The 4163-nt window shown below is 76.1% G+C and carries 3 protein-coding genes (1 of these 3 cut by a window edge); 2 read left to right on the top strand and 1 reads right to left on the bottom strand.

Annotation, left to right across the window (positions count from 1 at the left end):
- Nucleotides 1-477: NPCBM/NEW2 domain-containing protein (locus B9S57_RS04665; RefSeq protein WP_181011230.1), on the top strand; the 477-nt coding region annotated here is incomplete at its 5' end.
- Nucleotides 478-641: 164 nt separating this feature from the next.
- On the opposite strand, the gene B9S57_RS04660 is transcribed toward B9S57_RS04665, so the two are convergent.
- Nucleotides 642-2759 carry an asparagine synthase-related protein gene (locus B9S57_RS04660; protein ID WP_107499014.1) on the bottom strand — a complete coding sequence of 706 codons (2118 nt, stop codon included), beginning with the start codon at nt 2757-2759 and terminating at the stop codon, nt 642-644.
- Nucleotides 2760-3702: 943 nt separating this feature from the next.
- Here B9S57_RS04660 and B9S57_RS04655 point away from each other — a divergent pair.
- Nucleotides 3703-4163 carry the beginning of a sporulation protein gene (locus tag B9S57_RS04655; protein WP_103514238.1) on the top strand. Its footprint extends 1051 nt past the window's final position, so 461 of the gene's 1512 nt are visible here — the first part of the coding sequence; it begins with the start codon at nt 3703-3705; its stop codon lies beyond the right edge, outside the window.

Raw genomic sequence — 4163 nt, 5'->3', positions numbered from 1 at the left:
CCGACGCCCTCGCCGGAGCCGCCCCCGCCCCCCGCGCCGGAGGTCTACCAGGTGAACGAGCTGGCGTACTCCGTGGCCGGTGATCACACCGGGCCGGAGATCCTGCTCGGCGGGAGCAGGGGCGTCTTCTGGCAGCGGAGCGGGCTGTCGATCGCCTCCACGACGTACGCCCACGGAGTGACCGCTCCCTCCCGCTCGTCGGTCGCCGTCCAGCTCAACCGGCCGTGCACCCGCTACGAGGCGATGGCGGGGGTCGACGACCTGACCCTGGGACTCGGCGCCGTGCGCTTCTCCGTGTACGACGGCGAGGGGGCGCGGCTGTGGCGGTCGCCCGTGGTGCGGGGCGGTGAGCCGGCGGTTCCGGTGAGCGTCTCCATCGAGGGCAGCCGGTCGATCCGGCTCGTCGTGGAGCCCTCGGGGGCGCTCGGCGGGGTCGCGCTGGCGGACTGGGCGGCGTCGCGGATCAGCTGCCGCTGAGCTCCCCGGCGACCGCAGGGCGAGTGCGGTCAGCAGGGTACGCAGCCGGGCTCCGCCGACGGGCGGCGGACCGCCGTGCTCGTCACGCGCGCCGGTGACGCCCAGGATCAGATACCGCACGGGGCATGGTGTCGCGTCCGCCTTCGCCGGGGTGCCTCGATCCGCTACGGCTGGAGTGTCCTGCGGGCGGGGACCACGCCGCCCGCGACCGCCCGTTGCCTCGGGGCCGCCGTGCCGGTCCAGCAGGTGCCCCGGCGGGTGACCAGCCGCCGGAGCCAGAGTTCCGTGGACGCCAGCTCGGCCAGACCGTCCAGGGGCAGGGGCTCGCCCTCGGACGCCGCCCGCAGCGCCCTGCGCACGACGCGCGCCTCGACCAGGCCCGCGTCGGCGAGCAGCGGGGCGTCGAAGAGGGCGATCAGTTCCGGGAGGGCGGTCCGCAGTCCGATGCGTCCGGCCGCGTCCGAGGTGGCCTCCGACGGGGTGCCCCAGCCCGGCGGCAGGTCGTGGATGCCGGCGCCCGAGAGGACCCGGCGCAGGATCGCGGCCCGGGCCCCGGGCTGGACCCGCAGCGACTCCGGGAGGGCACGGGCGGCCCGTACGACCTGGTTGTCGAGGAAGGGGGCGTGCAACCGCTGGCTGCGGATCTCCGCGGCCTGTTCCAGGATCCGCTGGCCGGCCGCGTGCCGGGCCAGCGCCGCACGGGCGCGGGCCTCCCCGGGGCGCTGGACCGACGCGGGCCGGATCGCCGCCTCCTGGAGACGAACCGATACTTCCGCGAGTGCCTCCCCGGTGAGCCAGCGCGCGGCCGGGCCGGGCCGGGACCAGGCGAGGGAGGCGAGCGAGGCGTCGGCCGGGGTGTCGAGGCCGGGGACGTCCCGGTTGGCCTCGGGCAGCAGGGACGCCGCGGTCTCCAGGCCGGTGCGGTACGACGTGCGGGCGAGCCGGCGGGCGGCGCGGTAGACGGCCAGCGGGACGAACAGCGAGTGCGTGGAGGGTCCTTCGGCTCTGGCGAGCGCGGCGACCGGTCTCAGGAGGTGGCGTCTGCGCCGGTCCATGAGGAGGTCGGCGAGGCGGGCGGGGTGCGCGTCCAGGACCTGGCGGGCGCCGTGGCCGACGAAGTGGTCCGCGCTGCCCGCGGCGAGCCGGCGGCGGTGGCGCTCGGCGACGACGAGGGAGGGCGCGGGCTCGTCGGTGAGCGGGCCGCTCTCCAACGACGCGTAGGGCAGGGCCTCCTCGCCCGCCGCGACGACCACATGGTGCAGGCGGGGGTTGGCCGCGATGGCCCGGGCGCGCTCCAACTCGTCCTCGCGGCCCTGGGTGGAGAGGTCGTTGAAGGTGACGGCGAGGAGGCGCTCGCCCGCTCCCGTGCCGTGTCCCAGCACGGTGCCCGGCAGCCCGGGCAGCCCCGCGGCCAGCAGGGCGAGGGTGGCGGACGCGCTCCCGCCGGAGAGGTCGGAGCCGATTCCGGGGACGGGCGCGCCTCGGGCGGCGCGGCGTTCGGCCGGCCCCATGCCGGGGACGGGCCCGGGGTCGGGCGGCAGGGTCTCCGGGGCGTGGCGGGGTGCCGTGAGCCGTGCGCGTACGGCTTCGACCAGCGCGTCCCGCACGCCTTCGACCGCGCTCACGGGATCGGTCTGCGGGGCCGCCACGGCGAGCGAGGCCACGGCCTCGTACCCGGTGATCTCGCGCGAGCCCTCGCGGAGGATCAGCGCGTGCCCCGGCGGGACCCGCTTCACCCCCGCGTACGGTGTGCCGTCGCCCAGGGCCTCCGGGGTCTCGGGGCAGGCCAGCAGGGCGGCGAGGTGGCCGATGTCCAGCTGCGCCTCGATGAGGTCGGCGAGCGGGAGGGCGGCCGTGGCGTACGCGGTGCCGTTGGCCCATGGCGTGGGTGCGTGGAAGACGGGACGGGCTCCGGCGAGGTCGCCCGCGATGGTGGTGCGGCGCCCGATCTGCACGACGGCCGTGTAGCTGCCCGGCCAGGCGGTGAGGTGGCGCAGCGCCCCGCCGCGGGCGGCGAGCAGCCCGACCCGGAGCTGTTCGTCGGTGGCGCCGCAGCAGCCGAGGACGGCGAGACGGGTGGTGGGGGCTCCCTCGGGGGTGGCGGCCGTGATGACGCGGATCTCGTCGGGGCGCCAGTCGCCCACGGCCCAGAGGGGATCCGGGTCGCCCCAGAGGGGCTGGGAGCCGACCGGCTGGACGGTGCGCCCCTCCCCGTGGTGGCCGACCGCGCCCACGGTGCCGAAGCTCGCGGCGAGACTGCTCCACCCCACCAACCAACGCATCGCCGCCTCCACAGGCTGTGGACGAACCGGCGCGCCCAGGAGGCGGGTACGCCGTTGCGGGACATGCTGCCACGACAACGGTGCCCCGGAGGGGGTACGGGCGGCGCACACCGGATGCGCATGCGCCCCTGGCAAGAGCCTGGCCACGGCGCCGAAGGCTCCTCCGCAACGGAATGGGATCTTCCGGGAGTGGTGACGGACGCCGCGGACGCGGCCCCCGCCCCGGACCAGCCCTGGAACAGTCACGATCCGGCCATCGCCGGGCCGCCTCGCGACCCCCGGTCCGACCGACACTATTCGGCCATTCTCCACTCGCGGCGGAACCGCGCGTTTCGCCCCCGGACGGGCGCCGGAGGGACACGCGCGCAGAGCGCGGGGCCCCTTCCCCACCGGTCCGCGGCAGCGCCCCCGGACACCCCGGGCCGCCGCGCCGAGGTGCGACGACGTGGGGGCCGGCGCATCCCCCCGGCGCACCGACCCCCACGTACGTCTCCCCCGGACCCCGCCCGTACGGCGCACAGTCCGGGAGGTGTTCTTCACCTCCCGGACCGGTTCGCCGCCCGCGGGGATTGGGGCGGCGGTCTCCCCCAGCCCGCAGAGTCCAGTTCGGCGGGCCGACCCACGCAGGACCCATCGAAGCGCTTGCCCACCGGCCGGACCAGAGCGCACGGCCGGGCGCACGGCCACACATCAGGAGCACGGCGCCCGCGTCCCGCTCGGCACGGACAACATTCCCGCCATACGGAGGTCTGCCCCTTAACGGTGGGGATGCGGCGAACTACGCTGGGTTTACCGATGGTCTCAGCAGGGCGGCATATTCCACGGGGCTCGGCCAAATGCGTGTGCGGCCGGAGTGCCCGGGACCGGACCTGGGGAGAACACGGTACGAATGCCGCGCGCCCGACGGTGACGCGGCGGCCGTCTGTGTGTCGAGGGGTGGCGCATGTCCAGGGAGCAACGCGGGCCGAACGAGAAGCTCGGCACGGTTCTCGCCCTCGCGGGAATCAGCAACGCCGGGCTCGCCCGGCGGGTCAACGACCTCGGATCGCAGCGCGGTCTGACACTTCGTTACGACAAGACGTCGGTGGCCCGGTGGGTCGCCAAGGGCATGGTGCCGCAGGGCGCGGCGCCCCATCTCATCGCGGCGGCGATAGGGGCCAAACTCGGCCGTCCCGTGCCGCTGCACGAGATCGGGCTCGCCGACGCCGATCCCGCGCCCGAGGTCGGTCTCGCGTTCCCGCGCGACATCGGCGAGGCGGTGCGGTCGGCGACGGATCTGTACCGGCTGGATCTGGGCGGCCGCAGGGGCGGCGGCGGGATCTGGCAGTCGCTGGCGGGTTCCTTCGCGGTGAGCGCCTACGCGACCCCCGCGTCCCGCTGGCTCATAACCCCCGCCGACCCTTC

The organism is Streptomyces sp. SM10 (assembly GCF_002910915.1).
Taxonomy (GTDB): domain Bacteria; phylum Actinomycetota; class Actinomycetes; order Streptomycetales; family Streptomycetaceae; genus Streptomyces.
The sequence above is the reverse complement of the archived record's forward strand: the minus strand, read 5'-3'. Positions and strand labels throughout refer to the sequence as shown.